Here is a 24,416-nt window from a genome sequence, read left to right on the forward strand (position 1 = left end):
GTCAGTCCTCTCTCTAGCTGCAAACCTTGCCGGTGGCGTCGGCGAGAATGGCGAGTCCGTGGTCGAGTTCCTCGTCGGTGATGGTGAGCGCCGGAAGGAGCTTGACCACCTCGTCGGACGGTCCGGAGGTCTCCGCGAGCAGGCCCTCGTCGAAGGCGAGTTTGCAGACCTTGCCCGCGTTCTCCGGCTCGTCGAACACGAGACCCTGGACGAGGCCGCGACCGCGGGTGGAAACGGAGCCCTCGAACTGGTTCGCCAGATCGGTGAACGCCTGGTGGATCTTCTCGCCCTTGGTCAGCGTCGACTTGTGGAGAGTGTCGTCGGACCAGTAGTGGTCCAGGGCCACCTTCGACGTCACGAATGCCGGGTTGTTGCCACGGAACGTGCCGTTGTGCTCGCCCGGGCCCCACACGTCGAGCTCACGCTTGAACAGCGTCAGCGCCATCGGGAGACCGTAGCCGCTGATCGACTTCGACAGGCAGACGATGTCCGGGGTGATGCCGGCGACCTCGAAGGAGAAGAACGGCCCGGTGCGCCCGCAGCCCATCTGGACGTCGTCGACGATCAGCAGGATCTCGCGCTCGGCGCACAGGTCCGCGAGGGCGCGCAGCCACTCGGCACGGGCGACGTTGACGCCGCCCTCACCCTGCACGGTCTCGACGATCACGGCGGCCGGACGGTTCAGGCCACTGCCCGAGTCGTCGAGCACGCGGCGGAACCAGTGGAAGTCCTCGGTGACGCCGTCGAAGTAGTTGTCGAACGGCATCGGGGTGGCGTGCACCAGTGGGATTCCGGCGCCGGCGCGCTTCATCGAGTTACCGGTGACCGACAGGGCGCCGAGCGTCATTCCGTGGAAAGCGTTGGTGAAGTTGATGATCGACGAACGACCCGTCACCTTGCGCGCCAGTTTCAGTGCGGCCTCGACCGTGTTGGTTCCGGTGGGGCCGGGGAACTGGACCTTGTAGTCGAGACCTCGCGGTTTCAGGATCTTGTCCTGGAAGGTCTGGAGCAGGTCGCGTTTGGCCACGGTCGACATGTCGAGACCGTGCGTGATGCCGTCGCTGACGATGTAGTCGACGAGCGCCGACTTCAGGACCGGGTTGTTGTGGCCGTAGTTCAGCGAACCGGCACCGGCGAAGAAGTCGAGGTAGTCGCGGCCGTTCTCGTCGCGGATCCACGATCCGGACGCCGACTCGAAGACGGCGGGCCAGCCACGGCTGTAGCTGCGAACCTCGGATTCGAGGTTGTCGAAAATGTTCGTATCGAAGTTAGTCATGTTGCTGCATTCCTCCGGGGCATGCTCTTAGCCGATCGTGTACAGATCTTCGGCTTCGTGTCCATCGGGAAAATCATTAGGGGAGAACAGTTCTTGCTTGTTGATCGCCGTATCTCGGCGACGCGCCAATGCTGTGAACAGCGCGATCGAGGCCTCGTTGTCGGGGCTGATCGTCGTCTCGAGATGGGTAATCCCTTCGGGTGCAAGTCGATCGAGCAGCGCGCTCAGCATGCGACCTGCAATTCCCTTGCCGCGCTGGTCTGCGTCTACGGCAACTTGCCAGACGAACAGCGTCGCTGGGGATTCGGGGCGGATGAAGCCCGATACGAATCCCACGACGCGCTCGTCGACGACTGCGACGACCGACGAGCGGCTGAAATCTCTACACCACAACAGGTATGCGTAGCTCGAATTGAGATCGAGCACTTCCGTGTTCCTGGCGATCTCCCAGAGCCGGACTCCGTCAGTGATCTCTGGACTTCTGAACAACACCGCGTCCGGCGCGGTGGTCGGGATGGCACTCTTCTGAACAGGCGTCATTGGAAATTCGAACCTAACAACCATCCCCTTCGATTTCACGTGCCTCGCGAAATTGGACAGTTCAGGCGGCGGAGCTTTGCAGGTGAGACGTGCAAAGTGATGCTCATCACATTATGTAACTTTTGGGTGAACCGCAAGCGACACACTTCGCCTATTTGAGACTCGCGAGCGCGAAGGGAAGGACCGACGCGGCGCCCGCCCCGCGGAGCGTCCTGGCGGCCATCGTGAGGGTCCAGCCGGTGTCCGTGAGGGTGTCGACGAGCAGCACGGGTCCGGATGCGTCGCGAAGGTCGGGAACCTCCCAGGCGTCGACGAGCCCGGCCACCCGGTACGCGGAATTGGCCGCGGACACCGGCGGATGCTCCGGTCGCAGCCGCAGAACTCCCAGGTCGGAGAGTCGTCCGACAGCGGCGAGCTGCCCCGCGATCGACGCCGACAGAAGGGGATGGGTGGCGGATTCGACCGCCATGACGGCGGTGGGACGCTCGGCCCAGTCCCAGGAGGCCAGCACCTGGATGCAGGCCTTCAGGACGGCGTCGGGGGCAGGTCCGTCCGGTTCGTCGAGCAGGGACCGCAGCCGCTGACCCCAGCCCAGGTCGGACAGCCGGCCCAGGACGCGCCCCGGTTCGGGGCCGTCCGTGATCTTCCCGGACAGCGTCACGCCGAGCTTCGCGAGGCCCGTGGGCCACTGTTTACGGGGCGCGAGATCCACGCCTGGCCGCTCGAGGCGCGTCCTGGTCTGTTGCACCGCCTCGGCGTCCACGGTCGCGTCGTGGCGCACTCCGGTGCAGTTGTCGCACCGGCCGCACTCCGAGGTTCCCGCCGCCAGACCCGGATCGTCGAGCTGCTCGCGCAGGAACGCCATCCGGCACGTGGTGATCCGCTGGTAGTCGATCATCGCCTGCTGTTCGGACTCGCGGGCCCGCTCCAGGCGCTCGTAGCGGTCCGCGTCGTACGTCCAGGGCTCCCCGGTGCCCACCCAGCCGCCGCGCACCCGGCGTACCGCACCGTCCACGTCGAGGACTTTCAGGACCATCTCCAGCCGGGTGCGGCCCAGCTCCACCAGCGGCTCGAGCGCCTGCGTGGACTGCGGCCGGTCGGTGTCGAGGACCTCGATGACCCGGCGCACGACGTGCTCCCGGGGGAACGCCACTGAGGCGAAATAGCTCCAGATCTGCTTGTCCTCGGAGCCGGGCAGCAGGATGACCTCGGCGCGGTCGGTGGACCGTCCGGCACGCCCGACCTGCTGGTAGTAGGAGATGGGGGACGACGGCGCACCGAGGTGCACGACGAACCCCAGGTCGGGCTTGTCGAACCCCATGCCGAGCGCGGACGTCGCCACGAGGGCCTTGACGCGGTTGCCGAGCAGGTCCTGCTCGAGGGTCTCGCGCTCGGCGGCGTCGGTTTGCCCCGTGTAGGCGGCGACCGTGTGGCCCTGCTCGGACAGCAGGCTCGCCAGATCCCGCGCCGCCGACACGGTGAGCGCGTAGATGATGCCCGAGCCGGGCAGGCTGTCGAGCTTCTGGGCGAGCCACGCGGCCCGGGCGGTGGCCTCCGGAATCTGCACGACCGACAGGTGCAGCGACTCGCGTTCGAGGCCGCCGCGGAGGACGAGGGTTTCGGCGCCACCCACCCCGAGCTGCGTCGAGACGTCGGAGACGACGCGGTCGTTCGCCGTGGCCGTGGTGGCCAGGACGGGGATGCCCTCGCCCAGTTCGGCGATCAACGTGCGGATCCGACGGTAGTCGGGACGGAAGTCGTGACCCCAGTCCGACACGCAGTGCGCCTCGTCGACCACGACGAGACCCGCGTCGGCTGCGAGGGAGGGCAGGACCTGGTCGCGGAAGTCGGGATTGTTGAGACGCTCGGGGCTGACCAGCAGAACGTCGAGTTCGTTGTCCGCGACCCGGGCGTGGATGTCGTCCCATTCGGTGACGTTGCCGGAATTGATGGTGGCGGCGCGCACGCCTGCCCGCTCGGCGGAGGCCACCTGGTTCCGCATGAGGGCCAGGAGCGGCGACACGATGACCGTGGGGCCGTGCCCGTGCGCCCGCAGGAGCTTTGCCGCGATGAAGTAGACCGCCGACTTGCCCCAGCCCGTCCGCTGGACGACCAGCGCCCGTCTGCGGCCCACCACGAGCGCCTCGATCGCCGTCCACTGGTCGTCGCGGAGGGTGGCGTGCTCGCCTGCCAGCTCGCGGAGCAGCCGTTCGGCCTCGTCACGGAGTGCGGGTTCGGTGGCGGTCGTCATGCCCCCATGGTGCACGACACGGGTGACACGGAGGATCCGGGCGACGGCAGGAGCACGCTCAGCCGGGCAGCGCCGCCTCGATCTCGGCGAGGGTGGGCGATGACGTGGAGGCGCCGCGGCGGGTGGTGGCGAGCGCGCCCGCCGTGCACGCGAACGGGACAGCGGCCGCGGGCCCGCGCCGCCACGAGACGGCCAGGGCGCCGGCGAACGCGTCACCCGCCCCGGTCGTGTCGACCACCTCGACCTCGGGGGAGTCGGCGTGGAGCGCGGTGCCGTCGCCGCCCGCGTAGTCCGCGCCCGACGATCCCAGCGTGGTCACGACGTGGGAGATGATGCCGGTGACCTCGGCGCCGAGTTGCGCGGCCTCGGTCTGGTTGACGAGGAGCACGTCGACCAGCTCCACGAGTTCGGGCGGAAGTGTCTGCGCCGGTGACGGATTCAACATCACGACGGTGCCGTGTGCCGCGGCGTGCGCCGCCGCGGCCAGCACGGTGCCCAGGGGTATCTCGAGTTGGCAGAGCAGGACGTCGGCGTCCGCGACGGCCGCGAGTTCGGCGGGCGTCAGGTCCACCACGGTGCTGTTGGCGCCCGGAACCACGACGATGCTGTTCTCGCCGGCGGCGTCGACGGTGATCGCCGCGATTCCGCTCGGCCCGTCCACTTCGCGCAGGTACCGCGTGTCGACCTCGGCGTCCACGAGGGCCTGTCGCAGGTCGAGCGCGAACACGTCGGAGCCGACTGCGCCGACGAACGTCACGGCGCCACCGGCCCGCGCCGCGGCGATCGCCTGGTTGGCACCCTTGCCGCCGGGGGTGGCGGCAAAGGCGCTGCCCAGGATCGTCTCCCCCGGCGCGGGTAACCGCTCGGCCGCCGTCAGTAGGTCCATGTTGACGCTGCCGACCACGGCGACCCTGGGAGCGGACATCTTCCGAGACTAACCCGCGTCGGCGGCCGCCGTCTCCTGTGCGGGTGTCGCGGATGCCTCGCCCTTGGTGCGGCGGAGACGCTTCAGGATGCGGCGGGCCTCGGCGTCCGTGGCCACGGCGGGCGGCGAACCCTCCAACGGCTTCCGGGCGGTCTCGGAGATGAGCAGAACCGCGATACCGCCGATGACGGCCGCGACCATCATGTACATCGGCGCGACGAGGTCACTGCCCGTCGCATCCTGCAACGCCGTGAGGACGAGGGGGGTGGTGCCACCGAAGATCGACACCGCGAGGTTGTAACCGATCGCCAGCCCCCCGTAGCGGATTCCGGTGGGGAACAGCGCGGGAAGGACCGACGGGAAGACGCCGACGAACAGCAGCAGGAGGCCGCCGAGCATCGCGAGGCCGAGGAAGACGGTGAAGTAGTGGCCGACCCCGATCAACAGGTACGCGGGCAGCGACAGCGCGAAGAATCCGACGAAACCGGCCAGCAGCAACGGTTTCCGACCGACCCGGTCGGAGAGCTTTCCGACGAAGCTGATGCACACCATCATGATGAGCATCACGATGATCATGAGGACGAGTCCGTGCGACTCGTCGTAGCCGAGCGTGTTCGACAGGTACGTCGGCATGTAGCTGAGCAGGCCGTAGTGCGCGATGTTGTACGTGGCGACCAGGATGACGCACAGCACCAGCGGCCGCCAGTTCTCCACCAGGGTTTCGCGCAGCTTGCGTCCCGTGGATTCTTCTGCGAGCGAACGTTCTTCGGCCTGCTCCATCTGCTGGAACGCGGGCGTCTCCTCGAGCCGCAACCGCAGGTAGAGGCCGATCAGGCCCAGCGGGCCGGCGAGCAGGAACGGAATTCGCCACGCCCAGTCCACCAGAGCGTCGGCGCTGACCACGGTGCTGATGATGGTGACCAGGCCCGCGGCCGCGACATACCCGGCGAGGGTTCCGAATTCGAGGAAGCTCGAGAAGAAGCCGCGGCGCTTGTCCGGCGCGTACTCGGCGACGAACGTGCTGGCGCCGCCGTACTCGCCGCCCGTCGAGAAACCCTGCACGAGCCGGAACAGCACCAGCAGAATCGGTGCCGCGAGCCCGATGGATCCGTAACTCGGGATGAGGCCGATGGCGAATGTGCTGCCCGCCATCAGGATGATCGTGGTGGCGAGCACCTTCTTGCGGCCGATCCGGTCACCGAGCGGACCGAAGAACAGTCCACCGAGGGGACGGACGATGAACGCCGCGGCGAAGATCGCGAACGTCGACAGCAGCTGTGCGGTACCGCTGGCCTCGGGAAAGAACACCTTGCCGATGGTGGTCGCGAGGTAGGCGTACACGCCGAAGTCGAACCACTCCATGGCGTTACCGAGCATGGTGGCCTTGACGGCTCGTTTGACGGAGGCCTCGTCGGTGACCGTGACATCAGGTGATTCGGCCACCTCGGCCGACGTGATCGAGTGATCTGGTGCAGTCATGTCGTGCGCTCCCCAGCGCAGTTATCACCCGCGCGGGGCACGTACCTGATGCACGCATCTTTTCGTCGCCCGCACGGCGATTGCTGGTCGGGTTCGGCAACCCACGGCCCTTCGGCGCGATGCGGCCCCCGCCGATCGGCTCTGGCTCGTGGCTCGGTCCCGCCCCACCGTCCGGGGTGCGGGACTACCAGCTGTAAGAGCGATTACCGTAGCAAAGGATACGGGGGGTTGTCGGCCCGAGCCTCAGTACGCCCGCGCGTATTGCGCCGGAATCTGCGGCGTCACCTGGGCATTCAAGGCGAGTGCGGCTTTTCGCGGCCAGTACGGGTCGCGCAGCAGTTCGCGTCCGAGGAACACGGCGACGGCTTCACCCGTCTCCACGATCCGCTCGGCCTGCTCCGGCTCGGTGATGAGCCCGACGGCGGCGGCCGGGACCGTGGTCTCGTTCTGGATGCGACGGGCGAACGGGACCTGGTAGCCGGGTCCGACCGGGATCCGGGCGGACGCGACGCCGCCGCTGGAGACGTCGACGAGATCGACGCCGAGGTCGGCGAGGGCCTGCACGAGGGACACGGTCTGATCCGGCGTCCAGCTGTCCGTGTCGAGGCCGGGCTCCTCGGACAGCCAGTCGGTGGCCGAGACGCGGACGAATACGGGCAACTCGGCCGGCCAGACCCCGCGCACCGCGTCGACGACCTCGAGCAGGAGGCGAATGCGGCCCGCGAAGCTGCCGCCGTACTCGTCTGTGCGGTGGTTGCTGACCGGGGAGAGGAACTGATGCAGGAGGTAGCCGTGTGCCGCATGGATTTCCACCACCTTGAAACCGGCCCGCGACGCCCGCTCGGCGGCGGCGGCGAAATCGGCGACCACCTTCCGGATGTCGGCGGTCGTCGCCGCGGCGGGCGGGGTGTGGTCGCCGAAACCGATCGCGCTCGGCGCCACCGTCTGCCAGGACAGCCGATCGTCGTCGTCGAGGCTCCCGCCCCCGCGCCACGGGACGTGCGCGGATCCCTTGCGCCCGGCGTGACCGAGTTGGATGCCCGGGACCGCGCCGAAGTACTCGAGCTGTGCGTTGATCTCCGCGAAGGCTTCGGTCTGGGTGTCGTTCCAGATGCCGAGGTCGGCGGCGCTGATGCGGCCCTCGGGGCTGACGGCCGTCGCCTCGGTGAGGATCAGCCCGGCACCGCCGATGGCACGCGTCACGAGGTGCGTCCGGTGCCAGTCGTTGGGCACCCCCACACCACTGCCCGTCACGTCGGCCGAGTACTGGCACATCGGCGCCATCCACACCCGATTGGGGACGGTGACTCCACGGAAGGTGATCGGTTCGAACAACACGCTCACTACAGCACTCCTGCCTCTGATGGTCTCGACCAGTCGCAACCTGCGCGGGGGACCAAATCATTCCCGGTCGTTCCCGCTCCGCGGTGTACAGGCCCCTGTATATAGGCTGTCTTCATGACTGCAGTGACTTCCACCTCGTCGGCCGGTGCCGCGGTGGATACCCGTGAAGCCGTCCACGCAGCGGCCCGTCGCGCCCGCACCGCGTCGCGGGTCCTCGCGCTGCTCACCACTGCGCAGAAGGACGCGGCACTCCATGCGGCGGCCGATGCCGTGCTCGCCGCCTCGGCCGACATCCTCGCCGCCAACGCGGCCGACATCGAGAGGGCCAGGGCGTCGGGCACCGAGGACTCCCTGCTCGACCGGCTGCGGCTGACCCCGGAGCGGATCGAGGGAATCGCGTCCGGACTGCGTCAGGTGGCCGGTCTGCCCGACCCGGTCGGTGGAGTGGTGCGCGGCTCGACCCTCCCCAACGGTCTCGAACTCCGTCAGCTGCGGGTACCGCTCGGCGTGGTGGGCATGGTGTACGAGGCCCGCCCCAACGTCACCGTCGACGCGTTCGGGCTGGCACTCAAGTCGGGCAACGCGGCCCTGCTGCGCGGCTCCTCGTCCGCGGCGAAGTCGAACGCGGCGCTGGTCGCGGCGTTGCGGGCGTCGCTGGCGGCGCAGCAGCTGCCGGAGGACGCGGTGCAGTTACTGCCGAGCGACGACCGCTCCAGCGTGACGCACCTCATCCAGGCCCGCGGGCTGGTGGACGTCGTCATTCCCCGCGGCGGCGCCGGCCTGATCGACGCCGTGGTGCGTGACGCGACCGTCCCGACCATCGAGACGGGCGTCGGCAACTGCCACGTCTACGTCCACTCGGCGGCCGACCTGGAGATGGCCGAACGGATCCTGCTCAATTCCAAGACGCGGCGACCGAGTGTCTGCAACACCGCGGAGACGGTGCTGATCGACGCCGCGATCGCCGAGACGGCGGTGCCGAAGCTGCTGCAGGCCCTGCAGACGCACAGCGTGACGGTCCACGGGGATCTGCCGGGTCTGGTACCCGCGACCGAGTCGGACTGGTCGGAGGAGTACCTCACCCTGGATGTGGCCCTCAAGGTCGTCGACGATCTGAACGCCGCGGTCGAGCACATCGACCGCTACGGAACCGGTCACACCGAGGCCATCGTGACCTCCGACCTCGCGGCCGCCCGCGAGTTCACCGCCCGGGTCGACGCCGCCGCCGTCATGGTCAACGCGTCCACCGCCTTCACCGACGGTGAGCAGTTCGGATTCGGCGCCGAGATCGGGATCTCCACGCAGAAGCTGCACGCGCGCGGCCCGATGGGGCTCCCCGAACTGACGTCCACCAAGTGGATCGTCTGGGGTGACGGGCACACCCGCCCGGTCTAGACGTTTCGCCAACCCCTTTCCCTACGGCCCCCTCTGCCCGTCACTTCTGAAAGGAGCGAGCGTGGATCGCGCACTGCCCACCACGACGCCGTTCTTCGCGAGCGTCGACGACGTCATCGCTCGGCTCGCCGAAACCGGTTACCTGTCCGACAAGGGCACCGCGACCGCGGTGTTCCTCGCCGACAGGCTCGGAAAACCCCTGCTCATCGAGGGTCCCGCCGGCGTCGGCAAGACCGAACTCGCCCGCGCCGTCGCCGAGACCACCGGCGCCGAGCTGGTGCGGTTGCAGTGCTACGAGGGCGTCGACGAGGCACGCGCGCTGTACGAGTGGAACCACGCGAAGCAGATCCTGCGCATCCAGGCGGGCAGCGACCACAGCTGGGACTCCACCAAGGCGGACGTCTTCTCGGAGGAGTTCCTGCTGTCGCGGCCGCTGCTGACCGCGATCCGGCGCGAGGACCCGACGGTGCTGCTGATCGACGAGACCGACAAGGCCGACGTCGAGATCGAAGGCCTGCTCCTCGAGGTGCTCAGCGATTTCGCGGTCACCGTCCCCGAACTGGGCACCATCACGGCCACGCGCAAGCCGTTCGTCGTCCTCACCTCGAACGCCACCCGCGAACTGTCCGAGGCACTCAAGCGCCGCTGCCTGTTCCTGCATCTCGACTTCCCCGACGCCGAGCTCGAGCGGCGGATCCTCGCGAGCCGGGTGCCGGAGCTGCCCGAGGCAGTGGCCGAGCAGCTGGTCAGGACCATCCGCGTGCTGCGCGGCATGCAGCTGAAGAAGCTGCCGTCGGTCGCCGAAACCATCGACTGGGGTCGCACACTCCTCGCGCTCGGGCTCGACACCCTCGACGACGACGCCGTGCGCGCCACGATGGGTGTCGTCCTCAAACACCAATCCGACCAGCTACGGGCCGCTGCCGAGCTGCGACTGAACTGAAGGACTTCCCCATGGCTGCTGGTGGTCCACTCGCGTCCCGGTCGAAGCCGGGCGGTCCCGCGGCGCCGCACGGGCTGCCGGGGCATCTCGTCGACTTCGTCGAGGCGTTGCGGCGGCGCGGCATCACGGTCGGACCGTCCGAGACGGTCGACGCCGGTCGGGTGATGTCGGTCCTCGATCTGCTCGACCGCGAATCGCTGCGCGAGGGGCTCGCGTGCGCGCTGCTGCGGCGGCCCACCCACCGGCCCACCTTCGACGCGTTGTTCGAACTCTGGTTCCCGGCGGCGGTCGGAAGCCGGGCGGACGGGGCGATCGACACGAGTCTGCCGCGGAACGCGAAGGGCGAGATCGACTACGAGGCGCTGCGCGAGCTGATCGTCGAACTCCTCACCGACGGGTCGCCGGAGGCGATCGAGCTCACCGAGCTCCTGACCGCGCAGATGGTCGAGGAACTCGGGCAGTACCAGTCGGCGAACGGCCCGTCGTTCTCCGCGTACCAGGCGCTGCGGGACGTCGCGCCGGAAACCCTGCTGAAGAAAATCCTCGACGGACTCCTGGGCAATCAGCAGGACGCCGACGCCCGGACGACGGAAAGCTACGAATCCGAGGTGGCCAAGCGCACCGCCGCCCAGCGGATCGCCGACTTCCGGAAGATGATCGAGAAGGAGACGCGGCGGCGGTCGGCGGAGAACCTCGGCAAGGAACGGGTGGCGTCGTACGGCGTGCCCCGGCTGGCCGAGGAAGTCGACTTCCTGCGCGCGTCCGACGCCGAACTGACGGCGCTCAAACGCAACGTCACCCCGCTGGCCCGGCTGCTCGCCAGCCGCCTGGCCGTGCGGCGCAGCCGCAACCGTGCCGGTTCGATCGACCTGCGCCGGACCCTGCGCAAGTCGATGTCCACCGGCGGAGTGCCCATCGACCTCGTCCAGCGCAAACCGCGGCGGGCGCGGCCCGAACTCGTCGTGATGTGTGACGTGTCGGGTTCGGTCGCCGGTTTCAGCCACTTCACCCTGCTGCTCGTCCACGCGCTGCGCGAACAGTTCTCCCGGGTGCGGGTGTTCGCGTTCATCGACACCACCGACGAGGTCACCCGCTTCTTCGACGCGGGAGCGGACCTCGGCAGCGCCATGTCGCGGATGATCCGGGAAGCCGACCTCGTCGGCTACGACGGGCACTCCGACTACGGCAACGCGTTCGGGGTGTTCGCCGAGCGGTTCACCCAGAGCATCACGTCGCGGACGTCGCTGCTGGTGCTCGGCGACGGTCGCAACAACTACCGCGACCCGAATCTGGAGGCCCTGGCCCGGCTCGTGTCGGTGGCGAAACACGCGCACTGGCTGAACCCGGAGCCCCGCGGGCAGTGGGGAACGGGCGATTCGGCGGCCAAGGTGTACAACGAGGTCATCAGCATGCACGAATGCCGATCCGCTCAGCAGCTGGCGTCGGTGGTCGCCGGGTTGCTGCCGGTGTGAGCACGTAAGCTCGTCACTCGTGGAACAGGGAGCAGCGGGCGCGCGTCGGCGCCGCCTGGGAGTCATGGGCGGCACCTTCGACCCCATTCATCACGGTCACCTCGTGGCGGCCAGCGAGGTGGCGGATCGATTCAGCCTCGACGAGGTCGTCTTCGTGCCCACCGGCAGGCCCTGGCAGAAGCAGGGGAAGGGCGTCAGCCCGGCCGAGGACCGGTACCTGATGACGGTCATCGCCACCGCGTCGAATCCGCGTTTCTCCGTCAGCCGGGTGGACGTCGACCGGGAGAAGGTCACCTACACCGTCGACACTCTGCGTGATCTGCGCAGCTACCACCCGGACGCCGAGCTGTACTTCATTACCGGTGCGGACGCCCTGGCGAGTATCCTGTCCTGGCAGGACTGGGAGGAACTGTTCTCGCTGGCGAAGTTCGTCGGGGTGTCGCGCCCGGGATTCGATCTCAACACCGAACATCTGGCCGGTCACCTGGACGCGTTGCCGGAGGACGCGGTCACGCTGATCGAGATCCCGGCTCTGGCGATCTCCTCGACGGAATGTCGGCGGCGGGCCAGTCGACACCGTCCTGTGTGGTACCTCGTGCCGGACGGTGTGGTCCAGTACATCTCCAAACGGAACCTGTACCGGCCACCGGACTCCGAGCGCCTCGACGGCGCGACGACGATGTCCGAACCGGCCCCGGACAAGACCAAGAGCTAGTCAGCACTTTTCGAACGAACTGGGAGAACATCGCGTGAGCGCAACGACCGAAGCCATCGAGATGGCACGCATCGCGGCAGTGGCTGCCGACGAGAAGCTGGCCTCCGATGTGGTGGTGCTCGATGTTTCCGAGCAGCTGGTCATCACCGACTGCTTCGTCATCGCCTCCGCCCCCAACGAGCGACAGGTCAACGCGATCGTCGAGAACATCGAGGATCGGCTGCGTGAGGCAGGTCACAAGCCGGTGCGACGCGAGGGCACCCGCGAAGGCCGTTGGGCACTGCTCGATTTCGTGGACGTCGTGATCCACGTCCAGCACAACGAGGAGCGCAACTTCTACGCACTCGACCGGCTGTGGAAGGACTGCCCGACCGTGCCCGTCGAGGGTCTCGGGCAGCACGGCCCGGCCGACGCGAACGGTGCGGGCACTGCCGCCGAGGCGGAGGAGTCCGAGCTGTGACGGATGCCCCCCGTGCCCCGCGACGTCTGATCCTGCTCCGCCACGGGCAGACCGAGTACAACGCCGACAACCGCATGCAGGGTCAGCTCGACACCGAACTGTCGGAGCTGGGGCGGTCGCAGGCCCGCGCCGCCGCCACCGCGCTCGTCGGTCGCAGACCGATCTCCATCGTGTCCTCCGACCTGCGGCGGGCCTACGACACCGCAGTGGAGGTCGGCGACAACGCCGGTCTGCCGGTGCAGATCGACGAGCGCCTCCGCGAGACGCATCTCGGTGACTGGCAGGGGCTGACGCACCTCGACGTCGACGCGCGCGCACCCGGCGCCCGCGCCACGTGGCGCGGCGACGCGACGTGGGCGCCGCCCGGCGGGGAGAGCCGTATCGACGTCGCCCGCCGCAGCAGGCCGGTGGTTGCCGAACTCGTCGAGAAGCACGAGGACTGGGCGGAGAAACCGGTGGTCCTGGTCGCGCACGGCGGTCTGATCGCCGCGCTGACCGCCGCGCTGCTGGATCTGCCCGTCGACCGCTGGCCGGTGCTGGGCGGGCTGGGGAACACCAGCTGGGTGCAGCTGAGTGCGTACGGAAACCCCGATTCGCTCCACTGGCGCCTCGACGTGTGGAACGCTTCTGCGAGTGTGGCCAGTGACGTCCTCTGACGTGGATGCCGGTTCCGGGGCGCGCCCCGTCCTGCTCGTGCTCGCCGATTCGCTGTCGTACTACGGACCCAAGGGCGGTCTCCCATCCGACCATCCCGACATCTGGCCCAATATCGTTGCACGTCAACTCGGTTGGGATGTCGAGTTGGTGGCGCGGATCGGCTGGACCAGCCGCGACGTGTGGTGGGCGCTGACCCAGGACCCACGTGTGTGGTCGGCGGTTCCCCGCGCCGGTGCCGTCGTGTTCGCTGTCGGCGGCATGGACTCCCTTCCGTCCCCGCTCCCGACGGCGCTGCGGGAACAACTGCGCTACGTCCGCCCACCCGCGCTGCGCCGCGTCGTGCGGGCCGGCTACCAGTGGCTTCAGCCCAGGCTGTCCCCGCTGGGGTGGCCCGTGGCGTTGCCCCCGCGGCTGAGTGTCGAGTACCTGGAGAGCTCCCGGGCGGCGCTCGAGTACATGCGCCCCGAGTTGCCCGTCATCGGAACCCTGCCGTCCGTGCATCGAAGCGAGGCCTACGGCAAGGTGCACGCCGGTCGCCCCGGTGCCGTTGCCGCCATCACCGCATGGTCGGAGGAGAAGAACGTGCCCATCGTCGACCTCGCGGAGGCGGTGCGCGCCAACGTCTTCAGCGATCAGGGCAATCCGGACGGCATCCACTGGGGCTGGGACGGACACACCGAGGTGGCCGCGGCGATGCTGACCGCGCTTCGCGCCGCGGGAGTCGTTCCGGACTCCGCCGAGGGCGCGGTTCCGGCCGACCCGGTGTCGAGCGGAGCCGAGTAGTCCGATGCCCGTCGTCGTCGTCACCGATTCTTCGGCCTCGATCCTGCCCGAACTCGTCGAGCAGTACGGGATCCAGGTGGTCCCGCTCCATGTCCTCAGCGGCGGTCAGGATTTCCGGGAGGGAATCGACGAGCTCCCCGAGGATCTTGCCGGTGTCACCACGTCGGGCGCGTCGCCGAGCGAGCTGTCCGAGGCGTACGCGGCAGCGCTGGAGCTGAGTGAGGGCGCAGGCGTTCTCGCGGTACACATCTCCCGGCAGCTGTCCGGCACGTGGGAGGCGGGCCGCCAGGCGGCGCAGGAATTCGACGGCCGGGTGCGGATCGTCGACTCCCAGTCCGCCGGAATGGGATTGGGCTACCCGGTCCTCGAGGCCGCGCGGGCCGCGAAGGACGGTGCGGACCTCGAGACGGCGTACCGGCGGGCGGTCGACGTCGCGAGCCGCGGGCGGTGCCTGATCGTCGTGGACAGGCTCGATCAATTGCGTCGCGGAGGCCGTATCGGCACCGCCGCCGCACTGCTCGGCACCGCACTGGCGATGAAGCCGGTGCTGCATCTCGTGGACGGCCGGCTGGTTCTGAAGGAGAAGACGCGCACCTCGACCAAGGCGATGGCCAGGATGGTCGACGCCGCGGTGGAGCTGGCGGGTCTGGACAGGACGGCCGTCGCTGTGCATCACATGCACGCCCGGCAGCGCGCCGAAGCGGTGGCACAGCACCTGAAGGATCGGATTCCGCAGGTCAGCGATCTCGTCGTCACCGATTTCAGCTCGGTGATCGGTGCCCACGTCGGGGCGGGCGCCATCGGCATCGTGCTGTGCCCGGAACCCGCCCTGCACCACGAAGACCACGATTCATCCACAACTTCGCACTGATCCACAGGCCGGTTCGGAAGTCGGGTCGTCGCGGCAATTCGGTGGGCGGCGCACTCTACCGTCGCGTCCATGGGGATCAGGGAAGAACGTTCCAGGGGCCGGACCCGGCTCGCGTTCCTGACGTCGGGGGAACGCGATGCGGTCCCGGCCGACACACCGGCGGCGCCGGTGTGGCTGGCCGAGCCGAGCGGGACCGTCCTCGACGGCGACACGACGTGGTCCGCCGAACGCCGCCGGGGTGGATTCTCGCTGCCGGACCGCTGGCGGGACGCACGATTCGATCCCGGGCGTTCCGGGGCGTTGGTGCTGATCGTGGTGGGAATCGTCGTCGCGACCGCCACAGTGCTGGGAGTGCGCACCGATCGGCCGGAGGCACAGGCGGTTCCGTCGTTACCCGCTGCCGGAGTGCATTCTCCGACTCCGGCACCGGGACCGGCACCGACGAGTCCCGACGCGGCGGCGTCGGCACCCGCCCCGGCGGAGGAGATCGTCGTCAGCGTCGTGGGACTGGTGGCGTCGGCCGGTCTCGTCCGGCTGCCACCGGGGTCCCGGGTCGCGGACGCTCTCGCCGCTGCCGGGGGAGTGCGCGACGGCGGTGACACCCTCGGATTGAATCTGGCTCAACGACTTTCGGACGGCGATCAGGTTCTCGTGGGTGCCGCGACCACCCAGGCGCCGCCGAGCGCTGTGGGCGGAGCCTCCGCGGGATCGCCGGGGACCGCAGGCGCAGCGGCCGCCCCGGGCGGAGGGCTCGTGAACCTCAACACGGCGACCGAGACGGAACTCGACGCACTTCCCGGTGTCGGGCCCGTCACGGCGGCGGCGATCGTCGCGTGGCGCACGACCAACGGAACGTTCACCGACATCTCGCAACTGGGGGAGGTAGACGGGATCGGGCCGGTGCGGCTGGAGAAGCTGCGCGGCCAGGTCACCCTGTGATGCCCGACGACGAACCGCGGCTCCTCGACCTGCGGCTTCTTCCGTTCGCCGGGATGTGCTGGGCGGCAACACTGATCGGTATCCACGGCGGCTCCCGGGCGGCGTGGGTTCTCGTGGCAACCCTGTCGGGAGCGGCAGTTCTCCTCGCCGCGGGGTGCGCCCTGCGGGGACCGGGACGGTGGACGGCCGGGGTGCTGGCGGTACTACTGTTCGGGTCCTGCTGCGCTGCGGGGACGGCCTGGCGGGTTCAGGCCGTGGAACGGCACCCGATGACCGAACTCGGCCGGAACGAGGCGTGGGTGACGCTCGTCGTCACCCTTGCCGACGATCCCCGGGAGATCGCCGGCTTCGGACGGCACGTCCTCGTGAACGCGGACGTCGTCGAGATCCGCCGGGCCACCGAGACGATCCACTCGGGCGGTGCGGTGGTCGTCCTTGCCCCGGCGGCGGGGTGGCTCGGACTCCTGCCGGGGCAGGACGTGGTCCTGCGCGGGCAGGCGGGCCCTCCGCGGCACCGGGACCTGAGCCTGGCCACGATCCGGGTGTCCGGACCGCCCGCGGCCGTCGGTCCCGCGCCCCCGCATCAGCGGTGGGCCGGCGCCCTGCGTGCGCGGTTCGTCGCGGCCGCCGCCGTTCTGCCCGCCGACGAGGCAGGACTGTTGCCGGGGCTGGTGATCGGCGACACCTCGGCGCTGCCCCGGGAGGTGAAGGACGACTTCACCGCGACCGGACTGACGCATCTCACGGCGGTATCCGGGGCGAACGTCAGCATCCTGCTGGGAGCCGTCCTGCTCGTGGTCCGCGGGGTGGGACTCGGTCCCCGCGCGGGTGCGGCGCTGGCCGCCGCGGCGCTGATCGCATTCGTGGTGATCGCGCGACCGTCGCCCAGCGTGCTGCGCGCCGCGGCGATGGGCTCGGTCGCTCTGCTGGCGCTCGTGACCGGACGGCGGAAACAGGCGATGCCCGCGCTCGCGGCCGCGGTCATCGCCCTGCTGGCGTGGTCACCGGAATTGGCGGTGGACTTCGGCTTCGTACTCTCGGCGACCGCCACTGCCGGGCTGATCGTGATCGCGCCGGTGGGGGTCGACGTGCTGGTGCGCCGCGGCTGGCCGCGGGCGGTGGCCGAGACGGTGGCGGTGTCCGTCGCCGCCTTCGCCGTCACCGCTCCGATCGTGGCCGCGATGGCCGGGACGGTGAGCCTGGTGTCCATCTGCGCGAACATCCTGGTCGCCCCCGTGGTCGGTGTGATCACCGTGGCCGGAGCGATCACCGCCCTGATCGCGGGGGTCAGTGTTCCCGTCGCGGAAGTGGTGGTGCACGTGACCCAGTGGCCGCTGTGGTGGCTCGTCACCGTGGCCGAGCGAGGTGCGCGGATTCCCGGAGCCTCGATACCGGTGCCCTCCGGGCCCGCCGGTGCGGCGATCGTCCTCGGTGCCGTGGTGGCGCTCGGTGTGACGCTGCGCAGACGCGGACCCCGGCTGGTGCTGGCGGGAATCGCGATAGGTGCGCTGGTGCTGTGGGCGCCGGTCTGGCCGTCGTCGCTGGGACGCCTTGTGTGAGCGCGCCCGAATCCGGGAAACCTTCGCAGAACTCGAGGAAAGGGACGACGACATGCAGGTGGGGTTCAAGCTGATGGCCGAGACGTTCGATCCGCGGGAGATCGTGCGGCAGGCGGTGGAGGCCGAACGGGCCGGCTTCGACTTCGTCGAGGTGAGCGATCACTATCACCCCTGGCTCTACAGTCACGGTCACTCGGGATTCGTGTGGTCGATGCTCGCGGCCGCTGCCGCACGGACCGACCGGATCGCCCTGGCGACCGGCGTCACCTGCCCGTTCGTCCGATACCACCCCGCGATCATCGCGCAGGCCGCGGCCACGACCGCCGTCCTCAGCGAGGGCCGGTTCACCCTGGGGCTCGGTTCGGGGGAACGGCTGAACGAACATGTCGTCGGTGGCGGTTGGCCGTCGGTCACCATCCGGCACCAGATGCTCCGTGAGGCGATCGACATCATCCGTCTGCTGTGGTCGGGCGGCTACCACTCGTACGAGGGCAAACACCTCACCGTGGACGACGCACGCGTCTTCGATCTCCCCGACGTGCCGCCCACGATCGCCGTCGCGGCGGGCGGCACGGAAGCGGTCCGTATCGCCGCGGAACTCGGCGACGGACTCTTCGCCACCGAAGCGGACCCGGACCTCGTGAAGGCCTACACCGGGGCCGGTGGTTCGGGACCCAAGTACGGGGAGGTGCCCCTCTCGTGGGCGCGTGACGAGGAATCCGCGGCCGAGTCGGCGCACCGGTTGTTCCGGTTCGGGTTGACCGGATGGAAGGTTCAAGCGGAACTGCCGAATCCGATCAACTTCGAGGCGGCGTCGTCGTCGATCCGCACCGAGGACGTCCGCGACGCCATGGCCTGCGGGCCCGACGTCCGGCGGCACCTCGAGGTGGCAGGCACGTTCGTCGACGCAGGGTTCGATCATCTGGCGCTGATCAACGCGGGGCCGGACGTCGACGGGTTCTTCGAGTTCTTCGCCACCGAGTTGAGTGAGCCGCTGCGGGCGCTGACAACGGCCTGACATCGGCTGTGCTGCTGTAACTTTCGACTCCCCGGCGCACCGCTCGGCACGCTCGGGGCGGCGGGTGCGGAACGCGTTCTGTATCGTTTCGACTTCGATTCCCGATGTGCGTATGCGACACCGAAACACCGACTACCATCCGGTGGCAGATGCCTGAGGTGAACGGTCTTGGAACGCACCCGCATTGGAGGGCGAATGTCGGAATCGGAGCGGACAGATCTCGATGTGGACGACGAACTCGACGCCGGGCAGGTGTGGAGAGCGCAGCGGGTCGTCGCTGCCCAGTCATTGGACGCCGAAGACTGCCGCATGCTCCTGTCCATGCTCGGCATTGCGGGTAACCCCGATGCACCGGAGGTGGACTGACGGCGGTCAGGTCACCTTCCGGTGATGGTGAGCGACGATCTCCTGCGCCACCGTCGCGAGCTTGAGATTCATGTCCTGCGAGGTGGTGCGGAGAATCTCCATCGCCTGAGTCTCGGGGATGTTGTGGAACGCCATCAGCAGACCCACGGCCTTCCCGATTTCACGATTGCTGGCCAGGCCTGCCCGCAGTGTCTCGGCCTCGGCGTGCTCGTGGACGGCCGCCAACGCCACCGCCGCGAACGATGCGAGCATGATGCCCTGATCGACGGACGTGGTGTTCAGCGCTCCCGCCGTGTCGGAGAACAAATTGAGGGCGCCGACCTTGCGCCCGAGGATGACGAGGCGGAATCCGGCCGCACCGCGCACCGGCGTGTGGGCCAGCACCCGCGCCGACAGGCGCGGCCACTGCGACGACGTGGCGAGGTCCGTCTCGAACTGAGGCGTGTCGCTGACGATGGCATCGACGCACGGTCCCTCGTTCTCGACGCGCTCGAACTCGTCGACGCGGGCGGCCACGTCGTCGCTGGCCGCGACCGTCACGTAGCGGGATCCCTCCCGGAGCATCAGGCTCGCGTGGTCGCAGCCCTCGACGAGTAGTGGCGCGGCGTCGCAGATGGCCTGGTGGACGTGCCCGTAATCCTGGCCTGCGTAGAGAAGATCGGCGAGGGTCGCGAACGTCGCGGCCGACCTGCCGACAGCCTGCGAGCGCGTCGTATCGGGCATTGTGTCTCGCATCGGTTCCTCCAGCGTGCGGGCATGTGCCCGGCTCACCGATTCAGTCTGCCAGAGAGGGAGGTCGCCGCAGGTCCGGGCCGCAGGAATTCCCGATCGGACTCCGGGGACGGTGGCCCCGGGCGAAGATGACGTCATGGTTTCGCGCACCGAGGACCCACATGTGACCATCGGCCAGGGAACGCTGCGGGGCGTCCGCCTCGACGGCGTCCGGTCGTGGAAAGGCATTCCCTATGCAGCGCCGCCGGTCGGCGAGTGGCGGCTCCGCTCCCCGCGCGCGCCCGAACCGTTCAGCGGGGTGCGCGACTGTTCCCGATTCGGCCCGATCGCACCGCAGAACGAGCACGGCCCGCTGCCCATCGATCCCGGTCTGACCCTCGACGAGGACTGCCTCACCGTGAACGTCTTCGCCCCCGCGTCGGATGCCCGGCGACCGCGGCCGGTGATGGTGTGGATCCACGGCGGGGCGTATTACCTCGGTTCGTCCGGACAGCGCATGTTCGATCCGACGCATCTGGTCGAACGCGGCGACGTCGTGGTGGTCACCTTCAATTACCGGCTCGGTGCGCTGGGGTTCCTGGACTTCTCCTCGTTCTCGACCGAGGAGCATCCGTTCGACACGAACCTGGGCCTGCGCGATCAGATCGCGGCACTGACCTGGGTCCGCGACAACATCGCCGCATTCGGCGGCGACCCGAAAGACGTGACCCTGTTCGGGGAGTCCGCCGGTGGCGGTGCGGTCACCACGCTGATGACGTCCCCACCGGCAGAGGGACTGTTCCATCGCGCGATCGCCGAGAGTTCGCCCGCGACGTCCGTATACGGCCGTGATCGCGCCGCGAGCATCGCCGAGTCGTTCCTCGAGTTGCTCGACATCGCGCCCGCCGACGCGGGCCGACTCCGCGACCTGCCCGTCGACGTGCTGACGAAGGCCTGCGTCGAACTCGTCCAGCAGGTGCCCGCGCGGGTCCCGGGCACCCTGGCGGTTGCCCCGACCGTCGACGGCGACGTGGTCCCGCACTATCCCGTCGCGGCGTTCCGCACAGGCCTCGCGCATCGAATCCCGCTGCTGATCGGGACGAACAAGGACGAGGCGTCCATGTTCCGGCTGATGAAGTCGCCCCTGATGCCGATCACCCCGGACGCCGTGCATCAGATGTTCGTGGCGATCGCCGCCGACCATCCCGACCTGCCTGCAGACGAGGAGCAGGAGGTGGCGGCCGCGTATCCCGACTACCCGAAGAAACGCTCGGCCATGGAGATCTCGCGGGACGCCGCGTTCCGGATGCCGACGCTGTGGATCGCGGAGGCGCACAGCCGCGTCGCCCCGACCTGGTTGTACCGCTTCGACTACGCGACACCGTTCCTGCGCGCCGCGCGGATCGGCGCCACCCATGGCACCGAGGTGCCATACGTCTTCGGGAACTTCGGCGTCGTCCCGCACGACCCCACGTTCAAGCTCGGTGGGCACCGAACCGCCGGGCACGTGTCGGAGCGGATCCAGCGACGGTGGCTGTCGTTCGCCACCGCGGGCACCCCCGACGGAACGGGAGCCGAGGTCGGCTGGCTGCGCTACGACGAGGCGGATCGCACGACCCTGCTGATCGGCAAGTCCGACGCGATCGTCGCCGATCCGGACCGGGAACTCCGCCGGGCCTGGGGTGAGGAGGTCATCGGCTTCACCTGAGCGGCGGGGGTCCGGTTTCGTATCCGCGTAACGGGGGATACCTGCTGAATGAGCCCTGCAGCAACGGAATCGGGTCGCGACCTCAGTGTGGGAGTCGAGGAGGAGTTCTTCCTCGTCGACGAGTCCGGTCACCTTTCCGCCGCGGGACCCGACGTGGTGGCGGAGGCCGGCCACGACATTCACGGGCTCCAGCGTGAACTCGCCCGATGCCAGATCGAGACGGCGACCGGTGTGTGCCACACCGGGGAGGAACTGCACGAGGAGCTGCGCAGCCTGCGCCGCCGGCTGGCGAAGGCCGCCGCGGGCCGCGACCTGTTGCTGCTGCCCAGCGGGACGTCCTTGATCGTCGAGGGATTGCCGCCGGCGATCACCCCGAGCCCGCGGTACGAGGAGATGGCCCGCCACTTCGGGTCGATCGTGGACACGGTGACCACGTGCGGCTGTCACGTGCACGTGGGGATCCCGAGCCGCGACGTCGGTGTGCGGGTGAGCAACCTGGTTCGCAGTTGGCTGCCCGTGCTGCTCGCGCTCGCCGCGAACTCGCCGTTCCACAGTGGGCACGACACCGCGTATCACAGTTGGCGGCACATCATGTGGTCGCGGTGGCCGTCGGCGGGACCGCCGCCCCACTTCGACTCCGCGGACGAGTACGAGGCGACGGTCGGCGCCATGATCGGGACCGGTGCCGCCATGGATCGGGGAATGATCTACTGGCACGTCCGGCTCTCCGACAAGCAACCGACCATCGAGGTCCGGATCGCGGACGTCGCCATGACCGCGGCGCACGCGGCGCTCTACGCGGTGGTCGTGAAGGGGCTCGTCGGGTGGGCGCTGCGGTCGCTGGAGAACGGCCTCACCGTGCCGTGGCTGCGCGCCGAGCTGCTGCGAGCGCAGTTGTGGCGTGCGGCCCGTGACGGACTCGACGGGGAATGCACGAGCCCGGCCACCGATCGGTCGCTGCCGATCCGCCGGCAGCTGGAATTGCTGAACGAGTGCGTGGCCCCGGGGCTCGGCGCGAGTGATCGGGCGTTCCTCGAGTCGGGGCTCGACACCGTGTTGCGGGAGGGCACGGGCGCCGAGCGGCAACGGGCCGAGTTCGCCCGCGTCGGCACGCTGGCGGCGGTGGTCGACCTCCTGACGTGCGAAGTGGTCAGCTGACCGGGGGCGGCGGAGTCAGCTCGGTGACGCCGGCGGTGGCGGAGCCGATGTAGCCGGGATGCAGCAGTCCGGCGGATCGGACACCCGTGAGCAGAGCGCCGGCGCTGGTGTCCGGTCCGGTGCGCAGCGGTCCGGGGTCGTCGATCAACGCCTCCACGGTCGCGGTGTCGACGAGGCTGAGATCGATGCGCTGTCCGGCGGGTTGGTAGACGGCGAGGACGACCGGGTCGGGGTAGTGGGCCGCGGTGCGGCGCATGACGTGGAAGGCGGGGTCGGTTCCCAGGGCGAGCACGGTGACATGTGCGAACGACGCGAGCCGGTCGGCGATCGCGCGGCCGGCGGCACTGCGCCACGTACGCCCGTACAGGGTGAGCGCGTCCGACAGGTGACGCTGCTCGGTGTCACCTCGCACGCTGTCGCCCGCCGGGTCGAGCAGGGACCGCCAGCGGTGTTCGTAGAAGTCGCACGCGGTCTCGAAGTCGTCGTCGGAGCCGGCCGCCGCGACGTCGCGACACGAGGGCGATGCGGGTTCGAGAACGGATCGACCACCGGCGAACAGCGTCTCGGCGTGTCCGGAGGCCGAACAGCGGGCCACCACGTGCACCGACCATCGGAGGAGCAGCCCGTCGCGGCAGGTGTACCGGAAACTCAGCTCGTACCGTTGCCCTGCCGCGCGATCGTCGTCGAGGTCGATCATGTGCGCGTAGTCCTCGCGGGTGACGCCGTCCACCTCGGTTTCCGCGGTCATATGATCGAGTGTCCACCGCCGACGCGACCGCTGCGCGGCTATCGCCTGTTCGGTCTGCGCGGTCTCGGCTCCGGGGTGTCGGCGAACGTGTCCGCCACACGTGGCACGATCTTCGCGTGAGCACTCCAACTCAGCTCGAACAGCTCCATCTCGTCCTCGGTGACGAGGAGTTCCTCGTCGAACGCGCGGTGTCGCAGGTCATCAGCCAGGTCCGTGCGAGCGCGGACGTGGCCGCGGGCGCGGAGCTTCCGGTCAACCGGTTGAGGGCGGGCGATGCCGGCGCGGCCGAACTCGCCGAACTGCTCAGCCCCTCCCTGTTCGCCGAGGACCGCGTCGTGGTTCTGGAAGCCGCGGCCGAGGCGGGTAAGGACTCGGTGGCACTGATCCTCGACGCGGCCGGCGACCCACCTCCGGGCGTCGTCCTGGTGGTTCTGCACTCGGGCGGCGGACGTGCGAAAGCGATGACCGGTGCGCTGGAGAAACTCGGAGCCGTGGTGCACCCGTGCGCCAAACTGAAGTCCGGCGACCTCATCGGGTTCATCCGCGGCGAGTTCCGCACCCTCGGCGTCCGGGTGTCGCCGGAAGTGGTGCAGAGCGTGTTCGAGGGAGTCGGTTCGAATCTGCGCGAACTGGCCGCCGCGTGCTCGCAGCTCACCGCAGACACCGGCGGAAAGATCGACGTCGCCGCCGTGCAGCGCTACTACTCGGGCAAGGCCGAGGTGAGCGGATTCGACGTCGCGGACAAGGCCGTCGCCGGCGACACCGCCGGTGCGATCGAGGCGCTGCGCTGGGCGATGCTGCGCGGCGTTCCGCACGTGCTGCTGGCGGACGCGCTGGCCGACGCGGTGCACTCGATCGCCAGAGTGGCACCGGCCGGGCGGGGAGACCCGTTCCGGATGGCGTCGGAACTGGGCATGCCGCCGTGGAAGATCAAGAAGGCGCAGGCCCTGGCGAAGGGTTGGACACCCACGTCGGTGGGGGAGGCGCTGCGTATCGTGGCGTCCCTGAACGCCGACGTCAAAGGTGCGGCGGCCGACGCAGACTACGCCGTCGAAAGTGCCGTGGGACGCGTCTCCCGGCTACGCCAGATCTGACGGG

23 protein-coding genes are annotated in these 24,416 nt (G+C 69.2%); 15 read left to right on the plus strand and 8 right to left on the minus strand.

Going from position 1 to position 24,416, the window contains the following annotated elements; genetic code table 11:
- Positions 1–13 precede the first annotated feature (13 nt).
- The 6 genes from ectB to DTA22_RS11015 all read right to left on the minus strand — a co-directional run bounded on the left by ectB (position 14) and on the right by DTA22_RS11015 (position 7,815).
- Positions 14–1,276, minus strand: coding sequence for a diaminobutyrate--2-oxoglutarate transaminase (gene ectB, locus DTA22_RS10990; protein ID WP_112299446.1), 1,263 nt, complete (start codon positions 1,274–1,276; stop codon positions 14–16).
- A gap of 27 nt (positions 1,277–1,303) precedes the next feature.
- A complete protein-coding gene (ectA, locus tag DTA22_RS10995; RefSeq protein WP_009474013.1) occupies positions 1,304–1,816 on the minus strand; it encodes a diaminobutyrate acetyltransferase in 513 nt (170 codons plus the stop codon).
- A gap of 151 nt (positions 1,817–1,967) precedes the next feature.
- A complete protein-coding gene (locus DTA22_RS11000; RefSeq protein WP_112299447.1) occupies positions 1,968–4,067 on the minus strand; it encodes a RecQ family ATP-dependent DNA helicase in 2,100 nt (699 codons plus the stop codon).
- 58 nt (positions 4,068–4,125) lie between these two features.
- Positions 4,126–4,992: a ribokinase gene (locus tag DTA22_RS11005; protein WP_037226359.1), complete on the minus strand. Its 867-nt coding sequence runs from the start codon at positions 4,990–4,992 to the stop codon at positions 4,126–4,128.
- 9 nt (positions 4,993–5,001) lie between these two features.
- Positions 5,002–6,471, minus strand: a complete 1,470-nt coding sequence (locus DTA22_RS11010; RefSeq protein ID WP_112299448.1) for an MFS transporter — start codon at positions 6,469–6,471, stop codon at positions 5,002–5,004.
- Positions 6,472–6,714: 243 nt separating this feature from the next.
- A complete protein-coding gene (locus tag DTA22_RS11015) occupies positions 6,715–7,815 on the minus strand; it encodes an NADH:flavin oxidoreductase/NADH oxidase (RefSeq protein WP_037226361.1) in 1,101 nt (366 codons plus the stop codon).
- A 114-nt stretch (positions 7,816–7,929) separates the two neighbouring features.
- On the opposite strand from DTA22_RS11015, the gene DTA22_RS11020 reads away from it, so the two are divergent.
- The 12 genes from DTA22_RS11020 to DTA22_RS36255 all read left to right on the plus strand — a co-directional run bounded on the left by DTA22_RS11020 (position 7,930) and on the right by DTA22_RS36255 (position 18,993).
- Complete coding sequence (locus DTA22_RS11020; protein WP_112299449.1) at positions 7,930–9,210, plus strand: glutamate-5-semialdehyde dehydrogenase; 1,281 nt, start codon at positions 7,930–7,932, stop codon at positions 9,208–9,210.
- A gap of 61 nt (positions 9,211–9,271) precedes the next feature.
- Positions 9,272–10,153, plus strand: coding sequence for an AAA family ATPase (locus tag DTA22_RS11025; protein WP_005261286.1), 882 nt, complete (start codon positions 9,272–9,274; stop codon positions 10,151–10,153).
- Positions 10,154–10,164: 11 nt separating this feature from the next.
- Entirely contained in the window at positions 10,165–11,625 is a 1,461-nt protein-coding gene (locus DTA22_RS11030; RefSeq protein WP_037226363.1) for a vWA domain-containing protein, read from the plus strand.
- A gap of 19 nt (positions 11,626–11,644) precedes the next feature.
- The gene (nadD, locus tag DTA22_RS11035; RefSeq protein WP_005248045.1) at positions 11,645–12,340 is read left to right on the plus strand and encodes a nicotinate-nucleotide adenylyltransferase; all 696 of its coding nucleotides are present in this window, start codon (positions 11,645–11,647) and stop codon (positions 12,338–12,340) included.
- A 34-nt stretch (positions 12,341–12,374) separates the two neighbouring features.
- Positions 12,375–12,800 (plus strand): ribosome silencing factor, encoded by a 426-nt coding sequence (rsfS, locus tag DTA22_RS11040; protein ID WP_037226364.1) that lies wholly within the window; start codon positions 12,375–12,377, stop codon positions 12,798–12,800.
- Positions 12,797–13,456, plus strand: a complete 660-nt coding sequence (locus DTA22_RS11045; RefSeq protein WP_112299450.1) for a histidine phosphatase family protein — start codon at positions 12,797–12,799, stop codon at positions 13,454–13,456. The genes rsfS and DTA22_RS11045 overlap by 4 nt, the downstream gene beginning before the upstream one ends.
- Positions 13,443–14,240: a diglucosylglycerate octanoyltransferase gene (octT, locus tag DTA22_RS11050; RefSeq protein WP_037226366.1), complete on the plus strand. Its 798-nt coding sequence runs from the start codon at positions 13,443–13,445 to the stop codon at positions 14,238–14,240. The genes DTA22_RS11045 and octT overlap by 14 nt, the downstream gene beginning before the upstream one ends.
- A gap of 4 nt (positions 14,241–14,244) precedes the next feature.
- Positions 14,245–15,111, plus strand: coding sequence for a DegV family protein (locus DTA22_RS11055; protein WP_037226367.1), 867 nt, complete (start codon positions 14,245–14,247; stop codon positions 15,109–15,111).
- A 69-nt stretch (positions 15,112–15,180) separates the two neighbouring features.
- Entirely contained in the window at positions 15,181–16,050 is an 870-nt protein-coding gene (locus tag DTA22_RS11060) for a ComEA family DNA-binding protein (protein WP_112299451.1), read from the plus strand.
- Positions 16,050–17,609 carry a ComEC/Rec2 family competence protein gene (locus tag DTA22_RS11065; RefSeq protein WP_112299452.1) on the plus strand — a complete coding sequence of 520 codons (1,560 nt, stop codon included), beginning with the start codon at positions 16,050–16,052 and terminating at the stop codon, positions 17,607–17,609. The genes DTA22_RS11060 and DTA22_RS11065 overlap by 1 nt, the downstream gene beginning before the upstream one ends.
- 52 nt (positions 17,610–17,661) lie before the next feature.
- Positions 17,662–18,627, plus strand: a complete 966-nt coding sequence (locus tag DTA22_RS11070; RefSeq protein WP_112299453.1) for an LLM class F420-dependent oxidoreductase — start codon at positions 17,662–17,664, stop codon at positions 18,625–18,627.
- A 195-nt stretch (positions 18,628–18,822) separates the two neighbouring features.
- Entirely contained in the window at positions 18,823–18,993 is a 171-nt protein-coding gene (locus DTA22_RS36255) for a hypothetical protein (RefSeq protein WP_005261277.1), read from the plus strand.
- Between the two features lie 6 nt (positions 18,994–18,999).
- Here the strand turns inward: DTA22_RS36255 and DTA22_RS11075 are convergent, their stop codons facing one another.
- Complete coding sequence (locus DTA22_RS11075) at positions 19,000–19,728, minus strand: GAF and ANTAR domain-containing protein (protein ID WP_037226373.1); 729 nt, start codon at positions 19,726–19,728, stop codon at positions 19,000–19,002.
- Positions 19,729–19,861: 133 nt separating this feature from the next.
- Here DTA22_RS11075 and DTA22_RS11080 point away from each other — a divergent pair, with 133 nt between their 5' ends.
- A complete protein-coding gene (locus DTA22_RS11080; protein WP_112299525.1) occupies positions 19,862–21,412 on the plus strand; it encodes a carboxylesterase/lipase family protein in 1,551 nt (516 codons plus the stop codon).
- 48 nt (positions 21,413–21,460) lie between these two features.
- Entirely contained in the window at positions 21,461–22,570 is a 1,110-nt protein-coding gene (locus DTA22_RS11085) for a carboxylate-amine ligase (protein ID WP_112299454.1), read from the plus strand.
- Here DTA22_RS11085 and DTA22_RS11090 read toward each other — a convergent pair.
- Entirely contained in the window at positions 22,563–23,318 is a 756-nt protein-coding gene (locus DTA22_RS11090; protein WP_112299455.1) for a hypothetical protein, read from the minus strand. The two genes, DTA22_RS11085 and DTA22_RS11090, sit on opposite strands and share 8 nt — an antisense overlap.
- Before the next feature lie 116 nt (positions 23,319–23,434).
- Between DTA22_RS11090 and holA the strand changes: the two genes are divergently transcribed.
- Entirely contained in the window at positions 23,435–24,412 is a 978-nt protein-coding gene (gene holA, locus DTA22_RS11095) for a DNA polymerase III subunit delta (protein WP_112299456.1), read from the plus strand.
- Positions 24,413–24,416 lie beyond the last annotated feature (4 nt).

Source organism: Rhodococcus wratislaviensis, from assembly GCF_900455735.1.
GTDB classification, from domain to species: Bacteria; Actinomycetota; Actinomycetes; order Mycobacteriales; family Mycobacteriaceae; genus Rhodococcus_F; species Rhodococcus_F wratislaviensis.